The sequence below is a fragment of the Micromonospora sp. NPDC048839 genome, assembly GCF_040649915.1.
Classification (GTDB): Bacteria; Actinomycetota; Actinomycetes; order Mycobacteriales; family Micromonosporaceae; genus Micromonospora.
Genome location: NZ_JBEZGL010000002.1, coordinates 164311 through 182743, shown reverse-complemented (window position 1 = coordinate 182743; position 18433 = coordinate 164311). Strand labels below are relative to the sequence as shown.

15 protein-coding genes are annotated in these 18433 nt (G+C 69.5%); 6 read left to right on the top strand and 9 right to left on the bottom strand.

Features of this window, described 5'->3' with window-relative positions:
- Positions 1 to 113: 113 nt before the first annotated feature.
- Positions 114 to 908 (bottom strand): DUF2637 domain-containing protein, encoded by a 795-nt coding sequence (locus tag AB0C25_RS04000; protein ID WP_357370116.1) that lies wholly within the window; start codon positions 906 to 908, stop codon positions 114 to 116.
- A 1004-nt stretch (positions 909 to 1912) separates the two neighbouring features.
- Here AB0C25_RS04000 and AB0C25_RS03995 point away from each other — a divergent pair.
- Complete coding sequence (locus AB0C25_RS03995) at positions 1913 to 2479, top strand: GIY-YIG nuclease family protein (protein WP_357369361.1); 567 nt, start codon at positions 1913 to 1915, stop codon at positions 2477 to 2479.
- A 130-nt stretch (positions 2480 to 2609) separates the two neighbouring features.
- On the opposite strand, the gene AB0C25_RS03990 is transcribed toward AB0C25_RS03995, so the two are convergent.
- Positions 2610 to 3704, bottom strand: coding sequence for a three-Cys-motif partner protein TcmP (locus AB0C25_RS03990; RefSeq protein WP_357369359.1), 1095 nt, complete (start codon positions 3702 to 3704; stop codon positions 2610 to 2612).
- A gap of 166 nt (positions 3705 to 3870) precedes the next feature.
- Complete coding sequence (locus AB0C25_RS03985) at positions 3871 to 4620, bottom strand: phage Gp37/Gp68 family protein (RefSeq protein ID WP_357369357.1); 750 nt, start codon at positions 4618 to 4620, stop codon at positions 3871 to 3873.
- A gap of 105 nt (positions 4621 to 4725) precedes the next feature.
- On the opposite strand from AB0C25_RS03985, the gene AB0C25_RS03980 reads away from it, so the two are divergent.
- Positions 4726 to 6090 carry a hypothetical protein gene (locus AB0C25_RS03980; protein ID WP_357369355.1) on the top strand — a complete coding sequence of 455 codons (1365 nt, stop codon included), beginning with the start codon at positions 4726 to 4728 and terminating at the stop codon, positions 6088 to 6090.
- 36 nt (positions 6091 to 6126) lie between these two features.
- Here the strand turns inward: AB0C25_RS03980 and AB0C25_RS03975 are convergent, their stop codons facing one another.
- From AB0C25_RS03975 to AB0C25_RS03960, 4 genes are all read right to left on the bottom strand, one after another.
- Positions 6127 to 6504, bottom strand: a complete 378-nt coding sequence (locus AB0C25_RS03975; RefSeq protein WP_357369353.1) for a hypothetical protein — start codon at positions 6502 to 6504, stop codon at positions 6127 to 6129.
- Between the two features lie 127 nt (positions 6505 to 6631).
- On the bottom strand, positions 6632 to 8194 hold the full coding sequence (locus AB0C25_RS03970; protein ID WP_357369351.1) for a recombinase family protein: 1563 nt from the start codon (positions 8192 to 8194) through the stop codon (positions 6632 to 6634).
- Between the two features lie 52 nt (positions 8195 to 8246).
- Positions 8247 to 8993, bottom strand: a complete 747-nt coding sequence (locus tag AB0C25_RS03965; protein WP_357369349.1) for a hypothetical protein — start codon at positions 8991 to 8993, stop codon at positions 8247 to 8249.
- A 69-nt stretch (positions 8994 to 9062) separates the two neighbouring features.
- Positions 9063 to 11861, bottom strand: coding sequence for a BTAD domain-containing putative transcriptional regulator (locus tag AB0C25_RS03960; protein ID WP_357369346.1), 2799 nt, complete (start codon positions 11859 to 11861; stop codon positions 9063 to 9065).
- Between the two features lie 195 nt (positions 11862 to 12056).
- Between AB0C25_RS03960 and AB0C25_RS03955 the strand changes: the two genes are divergently transcribed.
- The 3 genes from AB0C25_RS03955 to AB0C25_RS03945 all read left to right on the top strand — a co-directional run bounded on the left by AB0C25_RS03955 (position 12057) and on the right by AB0C25_RS03945 (position 14267).
- Positions 12057 to 12557, top strand: coding sequence for a BBE domain-containing protein (locus AB0C25_RS03955; RefSeq protein WP_357369344.1), 501 nt, complete (start codon positions 12057 to 12059; stop codon positions 12555 to 12557).
- A 33-nt stretch (positions 12558 to 12590) separates the two neighbouring features.
- Positions 12591 to 13475: a pyridoxal-phosphate dependent enzyme gene (locus tag AB0C25_RS03950; RefSeq protein ID WP_357369342.1), complete on the top strand. Its 885-nt coding sequence runs from the start codon at positions 12591 to 12593 to the stop codon at positions 13473 to 13475.
- 174 nt (positions 13476 to 13649) lie between these two features.
- Positions 13650 to 14267, top strand: a complete 618-nt coding sequence (locus AB0C25_RS03945; RefSeq protein ID WP_357369340.1) for a VOC family protein — start codon at positions 13650 to 13652, stop codon at positions 14265 to 14267.
- Between the two features lie 15 nt (positions 14268 to 14282).
- Here the strand turns inward: AB0C25_RS03945 and AB0C25_RS03940 are convergent, their stop codons facing one another.
- Together AB0C25_RS03940 and AB0C25_RS03935 are read right to left on the bottom strand one after the other, a co-directional pair.
- Positions 14283 to 15110 carry a GNAT family N-acetyltransferase gene (locus AB0C25_RS03940; protein WP_357369338.1) on the bottom strand — a complete coding sequence of 276 codons (828 nt, stop codon included), beginning with the start codon at positions 15108 to 15110 and terminating at the stop codon, positions 14283 to 14285.
- Positions 15107 to 16708: a helix-turn-helix transcriptional regulator gene (locus AB0C25_RS03935; protein WP_357369336.1), complete on the bottom strand. Its 1602-nt coding sequence runs from the start codon at positions 16706 to 16708 to the stop codon at positions 15107 to 15109. The genes AB0C25_RS03940 and AB0C25_RS03935 overlap by 4 nt, the downstream gene beginning before the upstream one ends.
- Positions 16709 to 17276: 568 nt before the next feature.
- Between AB0C25_RS03935 and AB0C25_RS03930 the strand changes: the two genes are divergently transcribed.
- On the top strand, positions 17277 to 18410 hold the full coding sequence (locus AB0C25_RS03930) for a cupin domain-containing protein (RefSeq protein ID WP_357369334.1): 1134 nt from the start codon (positions 17277 to 17279) through the stop codon (positions 18408 to 18410).
- Positions 18411 to 18433 lie beyond the last annotated feature (23 nt).

The window sequence follows — 18433 nt, the reverse complement described above, 5'->3', positions numbered from 1 at the left end:
AGCGTGTGGACAGGTTCGGTCAGGTTCTGTCAGCTCGTGGGCCTGCTGACAGGCGCGCGAACTGGTCTGACAGCAGCGGCTCGCTCTGACAGAAGCCGCAGGTTGCGGTTCTGTCACGCTGCCTCTCCGGGTGACAGGTCCGGTGTGGGTGAGGTGGTCTCGGCGCGCAGGACACGCACGAGTGCCGAGGCGGTGGCGTTGGACAACTGGTGTCCGTCCGCGCGTAGCTGTCGGGCGAGAGCCTTGCGGGACATCGGCGTTCCCTCGACGGTGAGGGTGTGGGCGGCGGTCCGGGCGGCCGGGACCAGCACGGCGACCTCCGGACCGCCATCGTTGGTCGACGGCTGGCTGTCCGGACGGTCCGGGACCACCCAGGGCTGGTCCGCGACGGCGGGGACCTCGGTCGCGCGGTCCCGGACGGCGGTAGCGATCCTGGGAGCCGGCTGACGGTCGTCCGGGACCGAGGCGTCAACGGTCAGGGGCGGCCCGGGCTCCGTCCGCGCGGGCCGGACGGTTGAGTGGGGTGGGGCAGGGTCGGCGCGGCCGAGGGCAATCTTCACCATCGCCAGGAAACCGAGCGCTGGCAGGGCGGCGGCGATCCAGCCGATCACCGACGCCTCGGCCTCGACGACCTGCGCGGCCAACGACAGCAGCACCGCCGCGACCAACATCGTGGCAGGGAACGCAACGTTCTTGCCCAAGCGCCGGTTGCGGCGCAACTCTAGACCGGCGGCGATCGAGGTCAACTCCAACACGATCGCGTCGGCCCAGGCCAGCCAGCCCGGCTGGCCGTGTGCGGCGGCGACGTCATGCACGTGGGTGAAGGACGCCGCGCCGGCCGCTCCGCCGATCAGCAGCATGATCGCCACCTGGGCTCGGTTCTCCAACGGCTGCCGCCCCGACCCCACCGCCTCGGGTGAGTCAGGGCGCGGCTGTTTACGTGTCGCCAAAGGCCCACCACCCGCCGTTGGCCGATCCGGGCAACGCCTCAACAGGGGTCATCGCTCTGGTGTGGACCGGAAGGGCGGGCGTGAAGGCCGCGCCCGAAGGGATGATGTCGAGTGAAGTCACGAACTTCTCCAAGCTGGGTTTGTGGGTTTCAGGTGCGGCGCAAGGGGATCGCCCGGGTCGCGCATGCTCGGCAGGTACGGGCATGCGCGTCCGTGCCGGGTAACGCCCGGGCGGGCGGACCCCTCGCGTGGCGGGGGACGGTAAGAGTCACTGTGGTCGAGTCAACGAACACGCCGAACCCCACGCAGGGGGCAGGCACCACGGCAGCAGGCGTCGCCGTGACCTGCACAGCAGGCGACGGTCAACAGCATGGAAACAGGGCAGACGGCCAAGCCGAGCCACAAGGGGTGAGGACTCACCACCGACGACGCAAACGCGATCAGATGGTGCGGCGGCTCAACTCGCCGACAGACGATCCTTCATGGGGGTCCTCCCAACACTCGGCATACCCCGGCAGCGTCAGCACCAGCAACGGCAGGCACCCCTGAGGAGGTGCCTGCCCGCTGCGTCTGTGGCCGACCGCGCCAGCCGGCGCTGCGGGAATGTCCCTCCATTAAGCCCCAAGAACCCGATGAAGTCAACCAAAATTTTGTAACGAATCGGTCACAAGCCTTGCCGCCAGTCTAACCGAGTGCTATAGATGTTGCCCGCATCCGCCCCAGTCCTCGCCCGTCCACCCCAATCGTCTACAAAAACCTGCCACCACACCCCGCCTGCTGGGACGCTGATCTCGGCATGTGATTGGCCAGTGCGAGCCCAGCGAGTCGCCCTTGTCGCTACGGTGGTACGACGGATGGCGAATGCCGTTGCGCAGATTGAAGACCATCGGGTGATCGCTGCCGGCTGCTGTCAGGGGCAGCCGCTACACTCCGCGGCCGTGGCAAGAAGTCGGTCAACATCAATGGACCCGGGCAAGGAACACCTCTACGTCCTGCAGTTCGACAACGGAGTCATCAAGGTGGGCCGCACGGCCGACCCCCGGACGCGCAACGTGCGCCACGAGCGAGACTGCGGTCGCTACGGTCTCACAATCGAACGTCGCTGGTTTTCGGGCGAGTGGGCGGGCGCCCACTGGGCAGAACGGCAACTGATCACGATCCTCGCCAAGATCGGCAGGCGCACGCCCGCCGGCCGCGAGTACTTCCAGGACGTTGCCTTCAGCATCGCGTGCGAGCAGGCTCGACAGGTGTACTCCACGACCTGTCCAACCTGCGGGAACGGAGTGGTGCCCGCGCCGATGCGGATGGCCGCGATCGTCGCGAACGACGCCTGGGATGAAGATGGTTCACTCGTCTGCGACTTTCGGCTGCCGTGCCGCAGCGTCATCAAGGGCCAGTTGCACGACCAGGACATGGCCCCCGACGGCCGGTATCCGCTGCGCCGGGGCGAGCATTACGACATCCATCTGGAGTACGCCGGGATCGGCGCATGGGACGTCTGGGCGGCCGAACCACGTGTGCAGCGGTAAGGACGCCGAACGGGAAGAACAGCACCCGTTCCAGCGAACGCGAACGCGAGCCCGACGGCGTGCACTGCCGCGACCAGCAGACCACGAGCCGCGAGAATGTGGTGCGCAGCGGTGGCCCGGCCGTCGGTTCTTAAGGAGTTCGCGCGTTAGCCAGCGAAACGAAGGATGACCTCTGTAGCCGGCCGCCGCCCTCGATCTTCACAGTGCCGGCGTCAACGAGCGGCTTGAGTGCCATAATGACGTGTTCTGGCCGGTACACCGTTTCCAGTAGGGCGAAGTTGCGCAGGTCCTCCACGCGGGCCGGCTCACTGTCGCGCAGCCTGTGCTGCAGTAGTCGGGTCAGCGGTCCGAGAAGCGGTTCATCTATGGCAAACAGCGTCTCCGCTTGTTCGTCGCGGGGGTCGCGGAAGCCGACGCCCTGGGCGCGGTCGACCTCCCAGAGGCTGGCTTTCATCTTCTGCACGCCAAGTGGGTGCCCGGTGCCGAAGACGAGGTACAGGGGTTGGCCGTTGCGAGGGATCAGTTCGAAGTCCAGAAGGTAAGGGAAGCCAGCCGCCTGCAGGGCCTGTCGGTAGCAGGTAAGGATGTGTCGACTCTTTGCCGCTGGTGGGAGGTTGACGACTTCGCGCCAGCGCGGGTCGCCGCCGAACACGTCATCACCTGCCTCGCCAAGGTTGCTGACGAAGCGCACGAAGTGCTGCGGCAACAGTGTGACGATGACCTCGGTGGACACGTTCGCGGCGAGGCGCTTCAGCAGCCTGAATGGTACGGGTGCGTTGCCCCAGGAGTCCAAGTTCGCGAAGATCGGCTGGCCCCAGGCACCTATGCGGTCGAGAGCGGCTTCGAGGTCGTCGGCGCAGGTGCCTTTGCCCATCGTCACAGGCATGGCGACCGTGGACCGTGGCCGGTCGGGAAACGCTTGTTGAAGGGTCTCCCATAGCATGTCGACACAACGTTGATCGTCGTCGATGAAGACGAATCGGGCGATGCCCTTGGTCGGGGGGACGTTCTCGACGAGGGCGCGGATCGCGATGACAGGCGATCCGGGTTGCCCACCGCTGTAGATGCCAGGTCCGGCGAATCCCTCTGCGTAGGTGACCGAGGGGTAGGCGTTGGAGTAGGCAAGCAGGATGGGGAACCATTTTCCGAGGTAGTGGCGGTAGATGTCGTGCTTGGCGCCCGTGTGTTCCGCACAGGGCCACGGCACCGGACCGTCGACCGGCATCCAGCCTCCTCACCCGATCACAGCAGGTTGCGAGACAGTCTCTCATTGTGACGCACGTAAAGCGATACTGTCCCTGAGTGACACCGCGCGAAGGCCGAGTAGTCCGAGGAGCTGCGAGGGGTTGCTGGTTTGCGACCGACAGTCGCGAATGCGGGCCGGGTGGTTGTCAGCAGGTGGCCAGGCTGAGGGGCATGTCGTCCCAGGTCCGGCCATTCAAGACGCGGCCTCCAGCCTTGGGCGTCCGTCCGCCCCACTGCTTGAAGAAGAAGGGCACCTCAGCGCGCGTGCACTGATCACGCAGGTCTACGGCCCAGGCTGGGTTCATCTGTCGGGCGCTGGCACCGCTTTCGCCGCCTGCGATCACCCAGCCGATGCCGTCTAGCTTCAGGCTCGGAAGCGGGCCCAGCAACGGCTCGCACGACAGGAATCGCAACGCCGCCGACACGGCCCGCAGATCATCGATGCGGTGCACAGTGCTGACGTCCTCCACGGACACGCCCATCCACAAGTTGGACGGCCAGGCCAGAGATGGAGCCACCCGGCGTAGGCGGCGGGCTCGTTTGGTCAGTACCTGATACGTATGCTGCGGGGTCGCCGCGATGACCTCGAAGACCTGGCGGACGAAACTCGCCGGCACTTGGGCGTGGAACAAATCACTCATCGAGTTGACGAAGACGAGCCGGGGACGCTTCCAGGTCAATGGCAACTCAAGGCTGTCCGGGTGCAGCGTCAACCCGAACCCTGGCCCACTTGTCTGCGGGTTTCCATCTCGCTGATACCGCGGCTGTCCCATCGCCTTGAGCCGTTTGGCCAGCGTCAACGCGTAACAGTTGTCGCATCCGCGGCTCACGCGATCGCAGCCCGTCGTAGGGTTCCAGGTCGCCTCCGTCCACTCGATGGCGCTGCGGTCACCCATGGCTCATCCTCACACTGCGAAGAGTATTGGTTCGCACGCAGGTTCGATAGATCCGACACCGCCGAATATCGAGCTGGACGGCCGGCACGTTTGGCCGTGACTGGTATGACGGTCGATGTGACTGTGATCGCGGCACTCTTGCTCGTCTGCATCATCGCCCTGATGGTCGGCTGGATCGTTGCGGCAGCCGCGTTCGGCGGCTCGATGCTCTGGGCGGTTCAGTGGAGATGCGTCTCGTCCACGTCGTTTGAGCCCATCCGACGGCGAGGGCTGCGCAGAGGTGCATGGGAGCTGATTCGGTCGGCTGCTGGGTCCGGGATCTTTGGCCGGCTGGTCGCCCGCGAGTCGTGGCGTCGGGTGCTGCTGATGCTGCTGGTCCCGATCGTTGGATTCCTGGTGCCGGTGAGTCTTCCCTACGTTGTCCTACTTCTGGTGCCAGGGGCCATCGCGGGTGGCGAGTTCGCGGAGGCGATCGACAGAGTGGGTCGCCTCACGGGCATGTTCGGCATTCTGGTGGCGATACGCCTCTTCCTGAACGGGCTGCGCTACATCGCCCAGCCCGGCAAGCCGCGCGGGAAGCTTCCGGGCCTGCGTTTTCCGGACGATCTGTCCAGCAGGGGTCGTGACCGGCTCGCCGCTAACGCGTTCTGGTTCACGATGGCCCATACGGTCGAGTTGCTCGCCGCCATGTATCCCGTCCTCGTCCTGGTCGCGGTGATACCCGAGATGGACAGTGCTGCAACGCCGTCAAGTGCTGCGGCGCCGTCATCGGACGCCGACTCCGCACTGCCCCCTCTGCTCGGCCTCATCGTGCTATTTCTGGCGGTGACGCCGATGATGGTGCCCGCTCACATTGCTGCGTCCTTCCTGCGCCGTCGCTTGGCCGGGTGGGAGTTGTCGGTAGAGATCTGCCAGTTGTTGGTCCCGCCTGTCCTAGAAGAGCGCGCCGACTCGCTGGAGCTGCCTGAACCTCTCCGCGCGGTTGCCGACGTCCACCGCAGCGGTCTGGTCGACATCGCCGTGCTGCTCGATCAGACCGCCGGGCTGTGGGATCGTCGGCAACCGCGAGGGTTCGCCCCTCACCCCGCGGCGACCGTATTGCGAGCGACGAGCGCGTCGATCCGACGACACCTGCAGAGCCCACAGTCGTGCGACCCGACGCTTCCCCTCGACCTGCGAGAAACGCTGCGCATTGTGCTGGACCTGCTGGTCGAACCAGAAGGGACATCGTCACTGCGCAAACTCGCCTCCAGGGTTCAGGCGTTCGACGAGGACGGAACCCCGGCAGCAGAGACGTTCGTCAAGCCCCCCGGGCGCCTCGCGGTGGCCTTGACAAGGCTCACCGATAGCGCGCAGCGAACCGCTGCCGTCCTGGCCGCCGTCGCGGGAATGGCGGCGACCTTCATCGCTATAGCGCTGACCGCCGCAGGGAGGATTGACACTGCCGAGCTGCTCGGTCACCTAAAGTGAGCAACCACATCCCTAGCTTGCGACAGTCGGACCCAGTCACGCCGCCGCGCGTCTCGGATGCGGCCAGCGTGGCAGCGTCTCCGAACGGCTGGCGGGGTGTGTCGCCTCGATCGGCGAGCGCGCGGTAAACCAACCGACGAAGCTGCGCTTAGGTGAGTCGTCCACAGCAGCGCAGCCCCGAGCAGGCGGCGGGCGCGGCGCGATAGTCCGCGGTGTACGCGCCATGCTCATCGCACGGCGGGCGGCGCGAGCGGCGGCGCACATGCCGCGCTGCCCTTGGCACTGCAGGTTGCGGCAGTCGCCGCGCTCGTCGGGCTGGTGTGCGGAGGCAACGTCGAAAGCCAGCCGCCACAACAGCGGATCGGTGGCATCGTCGGGCAGCACGGCCAGGGTGCTGAGTCGTTCGCGTGGCACAGCCTGAACACCTTCCGTCGACGGATGACGCCGCCCGTCCCATGGGCGGGCGGCGGACACCATCGACGCTCGACTTTTCCCACAGGTCAAGTCGTCCTCGCGGCTCCTGACTCAGAATCTCCCGAATTCAGGCCGCCTGCTGATCCTGCGGGCCGAACTTCCACCGCCAGTCGAGGCGGTGGCGGCCGAAGGTGCGGCGTTCGCCTTTGAATCCGGCGCGCAGGAGTTTGATGTCGGCGACGAGGCGGATGATCTCCCGCTTGACGGGGATGTCGTCACCGAGTTCCTGCCACGCCTCCACAGCCTGGTCCCCGATGCGTCCGCGCAGCACCGCAGGAATGCCGGCGTCGGCGGCGCGCTGTTCGTGCTCGGCGATCTGGGCCGTCAGGCCCTTTTCTGCGCGGGAGTAGGCGATCGCGGTGACCTCGCCCTCCTCCCCGAGCTTGCGCCAATCTTCCAGCTCCCCGCGCAAGCGTTGCGCTTCGGCGCGGGCGTGGGCGACCTCCTCGTCGGTGGCGCTGGCGGCGGTCAGGATGTCGTAGACGTCGGGGCGGGACAGCCACGCCACCACGGTGCGCTGCACGTACTCGTCGAGGAACTCGGCTTTCACCGCAGTGCATCGTTTCTGCAGGCACGAGTACACCTGCCCCTCCCAGCCGTGCCGGTTCAGGCGCTGCGAAGACAACGGCCCGTCGCACACACCGCAGCGAACCATGTACGACAACAGATGCACCGCCCTGCCAGAGCGGGTCGTGGTCCGCGACGGGTCGCCGAGCATCCGCACCACCGACCAGTACGTCTCCTCGTTGACCAGAGCGGGCCAGATTCCTTCGCCAACGATCTCCCCACGCAGCACCCGCTTGCCGATGTAGGCCGGATTCATCACCTGCTTGCGCAGGATCCCGCGTCGCCACATTCCACCCTGCGACGCGGGGATTCCGAGGCGGTTCAGTTCCGCCTCGCGGACCGTTAGGGGCATACCTTCGGCGATCTTGCGGAAGTTGTCCCGCACCACCTGCGCGTGCGAATACTCCGTCACCGTCCCATCCACCGCCACGGCCGTACGGATCTCAGCGTCGGGCTCCTGGCGCAGGAGAGCTCTGGTGCGCTGGTCGTAAATCCGCCGGTACCCGTAGGTGACCTTTCCGTGCGGGCGGCCAGCTTCGGCTGCGCCGACGATGCCGCGCAGCACGTTGTCGCGGATCGAGTCGGCCATCCACTCGGCCTGAACTGCCTGGAAGCCGAGCATCATCCGGTCGTTCTTGTCCCGCAGGTCGTACAGCACCCCACCGACCAGCCAGAAGTTGAGACCGACCTCGTGGCACATGTCCCGGATCTTCACGAACACCGCAAGGTCACGTTCCTTGCGGGAGATCTCCCAGACCACCAGCACATCACCCTTGCCGGCGAGGATCTGCTCGATCAACAACTCGAACTGCTCACGCTCCTTCGTCGCGCGCCGGCTCGCCGAGCGGTGGTTGTCTGTGAACGACCCCGCGTCCGTCCACGACCGCTTCGTGACCTCCGCCAGGTTGAGCACACCCTGGTCGTGAACACTCTTGCCCTGCTCTTTCTTGTCCTGACTCGCACGCTGATACCGCAGCGCCCGCACCTCTACGCCACCGGCTAGCAGCGCATCCTTGCTGTCGAACCGGCCCCGGTTCCCCGACCAGGCCTTCCGCCGTACCATCAGAACCGTCCCCCTAGATCGACGTTCGTGTCGGCAACATCGACCATAGCTTCTAACGATCCTTCACGGTGCCGTAGGACCACTCGTAGAAGCTGAGCTGCCGCTCGCCGAGTGCCGCCCGGATCGCGTCCGTGTCCCGCGCGACGCTCACACTGTCGAGGTGGTCGAACAGGGGGCCACTCTGCGCGCGGCAGTCCTCACGCAACTGGCGGTTGTAGGTGCGGAGCCGCTCGAACTCCGCCGCCGTGGTGGGGGTCAGGGACGGGTGTTGGGCCAGCAACGCTGACGAGCAGCGCACCGGTGCGCTGCGCACCGTACCCCGGGGGTCGAAGCCGACGATGTCGAAACGGCGCAGCACGTCCGGTCCGAGCTGGCTGGCGGCCGTCAGCGCCACGTCCACCCCGGACAGGCCGGGACCGCCGGGGTTGAAGACCAGGACACCGATACGGGCGGCCGGGTCGGCGGCGGGACGTCGGGCCAGGGCCAGCTCGAAGGTCTCCCCGCCCGGCCGGGCCCAGTCGACGGGCAGGCGCAGGGTGCCGCATCGCGTACCCGGATCGTCGGCCTGGTCCGCGCACGCCCGCCAGTCGATGCGGCCGTTCCATCCGCTGGTGGTGCTCCCGACCGAACCGGTGTCCGGCCCGGCTGCGACGGACGACGCCGGCGGGGTGACCGCGAACGCCGGTGGGGCGTTCAGCGACAGGGCGACGAGGACCGCGACGGCAGCCGGAAGGCGAAGGACGAGCGGGAGGCGTCGACGGTCGGCCCCGCCGCGAGTGGGTCTCTTCATGGTCAGCATGCGCCCAGCCTGCCGACGGCCGGTCCATGCCGGATCCATGCCGGTCCGGATGCGCCGCACGGGGCACGCTCAGCGCGTGGCCGCCAACCGCTCGGACAGCTCATCGGCCAGCGGATGACCGATTCGGTTGAAGATCGCCAACGCCTGTCCCCAGAGGTCCTTCGACGTGTCGTGTTCGCCCACCGCCCGGTGGCTGTCCCCGAGCCGGACGAGTGTCTCGGCCCGCCCGCACTGGTCCTGAGCGTCGGAATACAGCGCGAGGGCGCGTCGATAGCAGTCCACCGCGGTCGGGTGCGCCCCGAGACCCTGATGGGCGAAGCCGAGACTGTCCCAGGTCTGGGCCTCGCCCACCCGGTTGTGGACCTCGGCATGGAGTGCCAGTGCCTGCTCGCAGTAGGCGATGGCACGGACGTGTTCGTCCAGCCGGGCGTGACCCCACCCGATCGCGTTGAGCGCGTCCGCCGCGCCGCGTGCGTCGTCGCTGCCGCTGGACAGCGCCAGCGCCGCCTCGGCGTGCGGCAGCGCTTCGCGCGGGTTGCCCTCGATGTCGTACACCCAGGCGAGGTGCAGGTGGATGCTCGCCTGGCCCGGCCGGTCACCGATCGTCTCGTACCGCGCCATCGCGCTGCGCAGGTGACGGCGGGCGGCGCCGTAGCGGCGGAGCTGAAGGTGGGCCAGCGCGAGGTCCCGGTGTGCCACCGCCTCGGCCCCCGGCTCGCCGCGGCGTCGGGCGACCGCGACCGCGACGGCCTGCACGGCACTCAGGTCGTGCCACCGCGACAACCGGCTGAGCAGGGGGGTGAGGGCCTGGGCGAGCTGCCCGGCGTGGGCGTCGAAGCGGTGGGCGACCGCGTCGTCGACGGCGGCCAGCAGCACCCCCTGCTCGATGGTGAACCAGGCCAGTGCGGCCCGGTGGTCGGCGAACGTCGGCGGTGCCGCGTCGGTGGGCGGGGGCAGCGGATCGGTCGGCTGGTGGCCGGCGTCGACGAGCCTCGCCGCGGCACGGACGGCCCGCAGATAGTGGTCGAACACGCGCTTGCGGGCGGCTCTCCGGGCGGGCGCGGAGTCCTGGGTGTCCGTCAGTTCCTCTCCGTAGGCCCGGAGCAGGTCGTGACAGCGGAAGCGGCTGGGGGACTGCTCGGTCAGCAGGTTCGCCCGGGTCAACTCGTCGAGGGCCGGCCGGATCTGGTGTGGCGGTGCCCCGGCGAGGCCGGCCGCCGCCGCCGCGCTGAGGTCGGCCGTCGGGTGCAGGCTGATCTGCCGGAACAGTCGGGCCGCGTCCGGACTGAGCAGACGGTACGACCAGGAGAGCACCGTCCGCAGATCGGTGGCGGCGTCGTCGGTGGCCAGGGCCGCGAGCCCGCCCCTGGGTACGGCCAGATCGTCCGCGATGGCCTGGAGTGGGAACGCGGGTCGGGCGGCGGCCCGCGCCGCCACGATGGACAGCGCGAGGGGCAACCGCGCGGTACGGCTGACCAGCTCGTCCACCGCGGCCGGCTGGGCGGCGGCCCGCGCACCGAGCCGGCGCACGAGCAACTGGCGTGCTTCGGCGGCGGTGGGCAGATCCAGTGCGACGGTGTGGGCGCCCTCGGCGGCGACCAGGCCCGGCAGCGTGTGGCGACTCGTCACGATCACGCCACATCGGCGGGACCCGGGCAGCAGCGGCCGGACCTGTTCGGCGTCGCGCGCGTTGTCGAGCAGCACGAGCAGCCGTCGGTCCGCGGTCAGGCTCCGGTACAGGGCGAACTGGGCCGCCGGTTCGGCGGGGATCTCCAGGGGCTTGACGCCCAGGGCGGGCAGCAGCGATCGCACGACGACGGCGGACGGTGCGGCCTCGCGTGTCGCCGTGCCGAAACCGCCCAGGTCGACGTGGAGCTGCCCGTCCGGATAGTGGTGCAGGCTGTCGTGTGCCCAGCGCAACGCCAGCCAGGTCTTTCCGACGCCGCCGGTGCCGGTGACGACGACGGTGCCGGCCGGGTCGGTGTCGTCGAGCAGCAGCGTCGTGAGTCGGGCCAGCTCGCTGGTCCGGCCGGTGAACAACGTCGGTGCGGCGGGCAACTGCCGCGGAACGATCCGTGCTGGCTGCCCCTCCGCCGGCCGTGCCCCGGATGTCGACACCTCCCGGTCGGCCCGCAGGATGCTGGTGTGCAGCCGTTGCAGGTCGGCGCCGGGCTCGACACCCACCTCCTCGGCCAGGACCCGACGCACCTGCCGGTACGTCGCCAGCGCGTCCGCCCGCCGTCCGGCCCGGGCCAGGGCCACCATGAGCTGTCCCCAGGGGCGTTCACGGAGTGGATCCCCGTCGATCTGGGTCCGGAGCGGCTCGATCAGCTCGTTGTGCCGCCCGGCGCGGAGGTGGAGGTCCGCGACCTCCTCCAGCAGACTCGACCGCTGCTCCCGGAGCCTGGTCCGGACGGAGAGCAACACCCCCGCGCCGGGCAGGCCCGCGAACGGCTCGCCCCGCCACAGCGCCAGCGCCGCCTCGAACGCCCGCAGGGCATCCGCGCAGCGGTCCTGTCGCAACGCGTGATAGCCGCGCTGGGCCAGGTCGTCGAAGGCGACACTGTCCACCGTCTGGCCATCGAGGACGAGACGATAACCGGTGGCCCCGGCGAGGATGGTGGGCTCCGGCGCGCCGGGGGACCGCAGCGCCCGGCGTAGCGCCCAGACGTAGGTCTTCACGTTGCCCGCTGCCGTCTTCGGCGGCCGTCCCTGCCACAGCTCGTCGACGAGCTGGTCGATGGTCCACGCCCTGCCCGCCTGCGACAACAGGACGGCCAGCAGGCGTACCTGCATCGGCGTGCCGAGCGTCAACAGCTCCCCGGCGGAGGAGCGAACCTCGACCGGCCCAAGCAGGTGGTACCGCATCACTGGCCTCCGTTACGTCTCACCGCGGGCCATCACCCCACCGTACGGCCTGACGGCGGTCCATCCACCGTGGCACGGTCGCCGATCTTGGGTAGGGAATGAGCCCGTGGTGAAGTGTGTTGTCTGGAATACGATCTGAAAAACAGATCATATTCTGGCAACACGACTACGGGGAATGTGACGAGATGCCGGATTATGGGCACGAGATCCGCTTTGGGACGTTCCTGGCACCCTCCGCGCAACCGGCACCGGGGTCAGGGGCTGAACGACACCCGCGGCGGTCTGCTGGACCACGTCACACCGGAGGCGGCGGATCTCCTGGCGACCATGATCGGTTCCGGCGACGTAATGATCATGCAGGTCCGCTCCGTCGGCGCGGCGGTCAACGACGTCGCCGGTGACGCGACCGCCTACCCGCACCGGACGCAGAACTTCTCCGTGCTCGCCGCCACCGTGCCGGACCGCAGAATCCACCTCGACAAGCTGTGGAGCGAGCTGTACCCGCACCTCAACGGCCTGTATCTCAGCTTCGAAACCGACACCGACCCGGCTCGCCTGTCGGATGCGTGGCCCGAGCCCGCGCTCGGCCGGCTGCGCGCCATCAAGGCCACCTACGATCCGGACAACGTCTTCAACCGGAACTTTCCCATTCCACCGGCAGGAAACACCGAGGACGAGGCAATCGCCGGCTCCTGACGCCGCCGAGCGGCGGCGTGCTTAGCTGCACGAGTGATCACTCCCGTTTCCCTCGGCACGTGGCCGACACCGTTGGAGCCCGCGCCCCGACTCGCGGCGCGGCTGGGGCTGGCCGAGCTCTGGTTCAAGCGCGACGACCTCAACGGCCTCGGCGGAGGCGGCAACAAGATCCGCAAGCTGGAGTACACCTGCGCCCAGGCGATCGCCGCCGGTGCCACCACGGTGATCACCTCGGGTGCGCCGCAGAGCAACCACGCCCGGCTCACCGCTGCCGCCGCCGCGCGGCTCGGTCTCGCGTGTGTGCTGGTGCTCGCCGGCCCGCCCGCGGCGAAGCGGCGTGGCAACCTGCTCCTCGACGGGCTCGCCGGTGCGGAGGTCGTCTGGGGCGGGGACGGCCCGCTCGCCGAGGTGGTGTCGGCCGAGGCGGAGAGGCGATCGGCCTGGGTGATCCCGTTCGGCGGCACCTCGCCCGCGTCGGTCCAGGGTTATGTGAACGGCGGCCGGGAGTTGCGGGCGCAGGTGCCGGACATCGACGGGACCGACGTCGTGGTGGCGCTCGGTTCCGGTGGCACGATGGCCGGGCTGGTGCGGGAGTTGGGTGCCGCGCGGGTGATCGGTGTGGATGTCGGTGCCCTGCCGGACCCTCGCACGACGGTCGCCCGGCTGCTCGACGGCGAGGTCGAGCCGGACTCGCTGCGGATCGACGGCTCCCAGGTGGGCGCCGGGTATCGCACGTTGACCGACGGCGCCCGGGCGGCGCTGGAGACGACCGCGCGCGAGGAGGGCGTCTTCCTGGATCCGACGTACACCGGCCGGGCGATGGCGGGGCTGCTGGCCGGCAGTTTCCCGCACGGCGACAAGGTCGTCTTCCTGCACACCGGGGGCCTGCCGGGACTCTTCGGTCACCCCGAGTTGTAGGGGGCCGAGCCTGCCGACGACCGGCCACGACGCCGAGGGCTGAGTCGGCGGCGCGCACACCGGAACCCGCGCTCCTCGGGGTGCGCCGGGCCACCAGGGTGTCGTCCGGCCGATGTCGGGAAGGCGGCATCCGGCACGCGGTTTCAATGATCGGCGGAGCGGGAGGGGGCGGTGATGAGCCCGAAGAGCGCCCAGGGTGACGCGAGCATCGAGAGCGTCGACGTGAAGCTGGAGGTGATCGTCATCCCGGTGTCGGACATCGACCGGGCGAAGGCGTTCTACCTGCGGCTGGGATGGCGCCTCGACCAGACGCCACCCGGCATCGTCCAGCTCACGCCGCACGGCTCCGACTGCTCGGTGCAGTTCGGGCCCGGGCTCACGTCGGCGACGCCCGGCTCGGCCATGGCGTACCTGATCGTGTCCGACATCGAGGCGGCCCACGACGCCCTCGTCGCGGCCGGTGTCGAGGTCGTCGACGTCTTCCACGTCAGCCCGGACGGCCCGGTCGACGGGCCGGACCCGCAGCGGCGCAGCTACTTCTCGCGCGCAACGCTGCGCGACCCGGACGGCAACACCTGGCTGCTCCAGGAGATCACGACCAGGCTTCCCGGGCGCATCGAGGGAGGCAGCACGTCGTTCAGCTCCACCAGCGACCTGGCGAGCGCGCTCCGGCGTGCGGCCGCCGCACACGGTGAGCACGAGAAACGGACGGGCGAGCATGACGACAACTGGCCCGACTGGTACGCGGCGTACCTGGTGAGCGAGCAGTCGGGGGCCAAGCCACCCGAGTGAGACGTGACGGCCACGTCAGGGAGTTGACCGCCAGACCCAGTTGCGACGCTCGTAGAGCGGCACCAGCCCGGCCCGGCGCAGGTTGTTCAGCGACGGGTTCTGCGTACCGGGTGCGGGTTTCCCGGTCTCGGCGAACAGCCACCGGCATCCGGCCTCGGCGGCGGCTCGGGCGCGGGCGGCGATCAACGCCGACTGCGCGCCGAGGCCGCGGTGACCGGGTGCCGTCGCGGCGGCGTTGAGCGAGGCGACCCCGTCGTGCAGGAACAGGTTGCCGCCCGCCACCAGCTCCGCGTCGTCCCACGCCGCGTACGGTCTCCAACCCGGTTCGCCCACGGTCGCCGCCAGCATGTCGGTGAGCCCGCCGGCCGGCATGCCGAAGCCGGCGAGCAGCACGTTCGCCCAGCGCTCCGCCTCGGCCGTCGGCACCGGGCCGACGCGCAGGCGGGTCGGGGCCGCAGCGACGTCACCGGGCCGGGCGGCGAGCTTGATCCAGGTGCTTCCCGCTTCGAGCCCGCGCGCCGCGGCGATCTCGTCGAAGCCCGCGGGCAGCACCGACGGGACGAGCTGGAGGACGGCCTGAGCGACGCCCTGCTCCCGGTAGAAGTCCAGGACGCCATCCAGGGTTCGCGCGGTGAACGGCTCGGTGATGCCGAAGCCGAGCGCCTTGCTCCAGTACCCACCGGAGGGGTCGTTGCGCATCGCGAGGGCGACACCGCCGCCGATGCGCGTGGTCGCGATCCCGAGATCGGTGTACGCGGGCTCGGGTGCCCGCGACTCGTAGGAGTCCATGAATTCGCACTCCACGCCCTCGGCGAGGGGGGTGAGGTCGGTTGGTTCGATCATGAGCTGATTATCGACTTGTGCCGGTCCCAGGCCCGCACGAGCTGCATCCGGTTGTGGATACCCAGCTTGTGGTAGATGGACCGCAGTTGGGTGTCCACCGTGTGGAAGGAGACGAAGAGATGCCCGGCCGCCTCCTTCTTGGTGGCGCCGCCGGCGAGCATCTCGGCCACCCGCTCCTCGGCGGGCGTGAGCGCCTCGATGCCCGTACGCGGCGGCTCATCGATCGACGACCGGCGGCGCGGGGTGGCCGCGAGTTCGGCGCACCGCCGGTCGGCGGTCGCCTGATCGCCCGGCGCGCCGATGCGCGCGTAGAGGGCCGCCGCCTCGTGCGCGGCCTCCCATGCCTGCGCCGGGCGCAGCCGGGGGCTGTTGGCGAGATCGAGCAACGCGTCGGCCAGAGCCGGCCACGCGGTGGTGGTGCGCAGCCCGTCGACCGCGGACCGCAGTGCGCCGGGGTCGCGATCTAGCAGCCCCCTGGTCTGGTCCGCCAGTGCCTGCCACAGCGGGACCGGAGTCCGGGTGGCCACCAGTGCGACAAGTTCGGTGACCCGGCGGGCGGCCTGCGTGTCGCCAGCGGCCACCGCCGCGCGGACCAGACGGGGGCCGAACTGCGGCACCGGCAGGAGCGACCGCACCGACCGGTGCAGGTCGGCGACGATGCTGCCGAGGAGGTTCGCCGGCTCGCTGAGGGCGGGATCGCGGACGGCGACGCAGAGGGCGGGCGTCCACACCGTACTGTCCGGCCACGGTCTCCGAGTGAGGCAGGCACGCAGGGCGACGCGCGCCGCGTGGTGCTCGCCCCGGCGGTAGTGCACCTCCGCGATGACCGTGACCAGTAGGGCACGTGTCTCCTGGCTGATGTCCACCGAGGCGGATCCGAGCCTGGCGGCCGCGAGGGCGGCGGCCTCGGGCAGTTCGCCCACCGCGACCATGCGCAGGCAGTCCAGGGCGGTCAGGGTGCCGCTCAGCGGCGTACCGGTCGAGGTCGTGTCGTCGAAGGCCTGACCGGTCGCCGTCCGGGCGTCCTGGTGCCGGCCCAGACCGAGCTGCACCAGGATCGCTTCGGTACGGACCGAGGTGGCGTCCCGTCGGGCCGTCCTGGCGTCGGGGTCCAGTGCCGTCAGGACGGCGTGCGCGCCGGGTAGATCTCCGTGCGACAGCGCGCGGGCGGCCCGGCCGAGGGCGAGGTGGCGGGCGGATGACCGGTCACCCGATGTGGCGTGCGCGGTGCCCGCGTCGCGCAGCAGGGCGTCGGCGTCCGGATGGCCGGTGCGGGCGGCGATGGTGGCGATGACGGCGAGCAGCGTGGCTCGGCTCGGGGCGTCCAGTCGCTGGTTGAGCGACTCCCGCAGGCCCGCGAGGGCGACCGACGGTGGTTCCAGCGCCGCGATCTGTGCCAGGCGGCTCAGCAGCAGGGCGCGGTGTCGCGCACCGCGGCCATTCGCGGCGATCTCGACCGCCAGGACGCGCAGGGCCGCCTCACCGCGGCCGGCGAGCCGGAGCTGATCAGCCGCGGCGAACAGCCACCGTTGTCGTTGCTCGGCGTCGGCGTCGGCGTCAGCCGGGATCGCCGTGGCGTTGAAGGATGATTCGGACAATGGCGTTCTCCCCGGTGGTTACCCGGCGCGTCGAAAGGCCGTCCTGCGACCGAGCCTATCCACGGCGGCAGAGGCGGGCGACCAGATCGACGAAGCGGCGGGATTGCGGCGTAAGGCCCACGACGTCCCGGAAATGACGGAACGTAATGGCGCGATCACGTGATGCGACGGCGTCGACTCGGCCCCGATCATCGAAGCATGGCCCACACGACGTCGTCGCCCCTTGATCGTTGGCTGCCGAGCAGCGCGACGGGTCGGCCCGCCTGCTCCTCGACAGCCGACGACCGGGGAGAGCACCCGGATCGGACCAGCCTGCCCGGCGTGAACCGGCTCCGGGGCGTCCTGCTGGCTCTCGTCGTGTTCGCCAGCACCGGGGCGGGCGGCCACGCTCCGCCGTGGACCCGCCTGGTGGTGGTGGCGACCGCGATGGTCGTACCCGCCGCGATCGCGGTCCAGTACGGATGGCCCGCGATACGCACCCTGTTGGGGATGCCGTCCCGGCCACGCCCGCGTGGCAGATCCGTGTCCCCGCCCGAGCCGGCCCAACCGACCCAAGGAGACAGCGATCATGCCGAACAGCGATCCTCAGCCGCGCCGCGGCGACCAGGGGGCTCCGCCCTTCGCGGGGCGCAACGTCGAGCTTGAGCGGCAGAACCCCGATCTCCTGGTGCCACCGACGACCGACAGTCGGCTGGTGCCCAACCTCAAGTTCTCGTTCTCCCAGGCACACACCCGGGTGGAGAAGGGCGGCTGGACCCGCGAGGTCACCACCCGCGACCTGCCGATCGCCACCCAGTTGGCTGGCGTTCAGTTCGGATTGGAGCCGGGTGCGTACCGGGAGATCCACTGGCACCAGCAGTCCGAATGGGCCTACATGCTCAGCGGCAGTTGCCGGATCAGCGCGGTCGACCACGAGGGACGCAACTTCATCGAGGACGTGAAGGAGGGCGACCTGTGGTTCTTTCCGCAGGGCGTACCGCACAACATCCAGGCGCTGGACGACGGCGCCCAATTCCTGCTCGTCTTCAACGACGGGGCCTTCTCGGAGAACAACACCTTCCTGCTCAGCGACTTCTTCGCCCACACGCCCCGGCACGTCCTGGCCAAGAACTTCGGCTGGACGACGGAACAGATGGAGAACCTGCCCGAGCGGGAGAAGTACATCTTCCAGGGCGACGTCCCGCCGCCCCTGCAACAGGACCGGGTGGTCAGCCCGACCGGCGACATCCCGCGTAGTTTCAAACACCGGATGACCGCGCAGACCCCGCAACGCTTCCGTGGCGGGACGGTGCGGGTCACCGACTCGACCAACTTCGCCGCGTCGGTGACCACCGCCGCAGCTCTCGTCGAGGTCGAGCCCGGGGGGATGCGCGAGCTGCACTGGCATCCCACCACCGACGAGTGGCAGTACTACATCTCCGGCACCGGTCGGATGGGCGTCTTCGCGTCCCAGGCCGCCGCCCGGACGTTCGACTTCCAGGCCGGCGACGTGGGCTACGTGCCGTTCGCCTACGGGCACTACATCGAGAACACCGGTGACGAACCGCTGGTGTTCCTGGAGATGTTCCGGCACCCGCGCTTCGAGGACATCTCGGTGATGCAGTGGATGGCCAACACACCCCACGAGATCATCGCGGACACGATAAACGTGCAGAAGTCGATCGTCGACGCGTTGCCGACCACCAAACAGGTGGTGCTCTGACCACGGGGACCGGCCCTCGCTGA